This window comes from Citrobacter sp. S-77 (genome assembly GCF_963864895.1).
GTDB classification, from domain to species: Bacteria; Pseudomonadota; Gammaproteobacteria; order Enterobacterales; family Enterobacteriaceae; genus Citrobacter; species Citrobacter murliniae.
In genome coordinates this window covers 1-1,754 of the sequence record NZ_CAWLWU010000025.1, presented here as the reverse complement: position 1 = coordinate 1,754, position 1,754 = coordinate 1, and the positions used below count along the sequence as shown (strand labels likewise).

Annotated in this window: 1 rRNA gene; it reads left to right on the top strand. The window is 52.7% G+C overall.

From position 1 onward, the window contains the following. The first annotated feature begins 163 nt into the window (after positions 1-163). Positions 164-1,705 (top strand): 16S ribosomal RNA (locus AACS05_RS24885). The last annotated feature ends 49 nt before the right edge of the window (positions 1,706-1,754 follow it).

Genomic DNA, 1,754 nt, shown 5'->3' with positions numbered 1-1,754 from the left:
AGAGCGCCAAAGCGCGTCGCAACTGCTCTTTAACAATTTATCAGACAATCTGTGTGGGCACTCAATGATACGGATTCTTAACGTCGCAAGACGAAAAATGAATACCAAGTCTCTGAGTGAACACGTAATTCATTACGAAGTTTAATTCACGAGCATCAAACTTAAATTGAAGAGTTTGATCATGGCTCAGATTGAACGCTGGCGGCAGGCCTAACACATGCAAGTCGAACGGTAGCACAGAGGAGCTTGCTCCTTGGGTGACGAGTGGCGGACGGGTGAGTAATGTCTGGGAAACTGCCCGATGGAGGGGGATAACTACTGGAAACGGTAGCTAATACCGCATAACGTCGCAAGACCAAAGAGGGGGACCTTCGGGCCTCTTGCCATCGGATGTGCCCAGATGGGATTAGCTAGTAGGTGGGGTAACGGCTCACCTAGGCGACGATCCCTAGCTGGTCTGAGAGGATGACCAGCCACACTGGAACTGAGACACGGTCCAGACTCCTACGGGAGGCAGCAGTGGGGAATATTGCACAATGGGCGCAAGCCTGATGCAGCCATGCCGCGTGTATGAAGAAGGCCTTCGGGTTGTAAAGTACTTTCAGCGAGGAGGAAGGTGTTGAGGTTAATAACCTCAGCAATTGACGTTACTCGCAGAAGAAGCACCGGCTAACTCCGTGCCAGCAGCCGCGGTAATACGGAGGGTGCAAGCGTTAATCGGAATTACTGGGCGTAAAGCGCACGCAGGCGGTCTGTCAAGTCGGATGTGAAATCCCCGGGCTCAACCTGGGAACTGCATCCGAAACTGGCAGGCTAGAGTCTTGTAGAGGGGGGTAGAATTCCAGGTGTAGCGGTGAAATGCGTAGAGATCTGGAGGAATACCGGTGGCGAAGGCGGCCCCCTGGACAAAGACTGACGCTCAGGTGCGAAAGCGTGGGGAGCAAACAGGATTAGATACCCTGGTAGTCCACGCCGTAAACGATGTCGACTTGGAGGTTGTGCCCTTGAGGCGTGGCTTCCGGAGCTAACGCGTTAAGTCGACCGCCTGGGGAGTACGGCCGCAAGGTTAAAACTCAAATGAATTGACGGGGGCCCGCACAAGCGGTGGAGCATGTGGTTTAATTCGATGCAACGCGAAGAACCTTACCTACTCTTGACATCCAGAGAACTTAGCAGAGATGCTTTGGTGCCTTCGGGAACTCTGAGACAGGTGCTGCATGGCTGTCGTCAGCTCGTGTTGTGAAATGTTGGGTTAAGTCCCGCAACGAGCGCAACCCTTATCCTTTGTTGCCAGCGGTCCGGCCGGGAACTCAAAGGAGACTGCCAGTGATAAACTGGAGGAAGGTGGGGATGACGTCAAGTCATCATGGCCCTTACGAGTAGGGCTACACACGTGCTACAATGGCATATACAAAGAGAAGCGACCTCGCGAGAGCAAGCGGACCTCATAAAGTATGTCGTAGTCCGGATTGGAGTCTGCAACTCGACTCCATGAAGTCGGAATCGCTAGTAATCGTGGATCAGAATGCCACGGTGAATACGTTCCCGGGCCTTGTACACACCGCCCGTCACACCATGGGAGTGGGTTGCAAAAGAAGTAGGTAGCTTAACCTTCGGGAGGGCGCTTACCACTTTGTGATTCATGACTGGGGTGAAGTCGTAACAAGGTAACCGTAGGGGAACCTGCGGTTGGATCACCTCCTTACCTTAAAGAACCTTTCTTTGTAGTGTCCACACAGATTGTCTGATGAAAA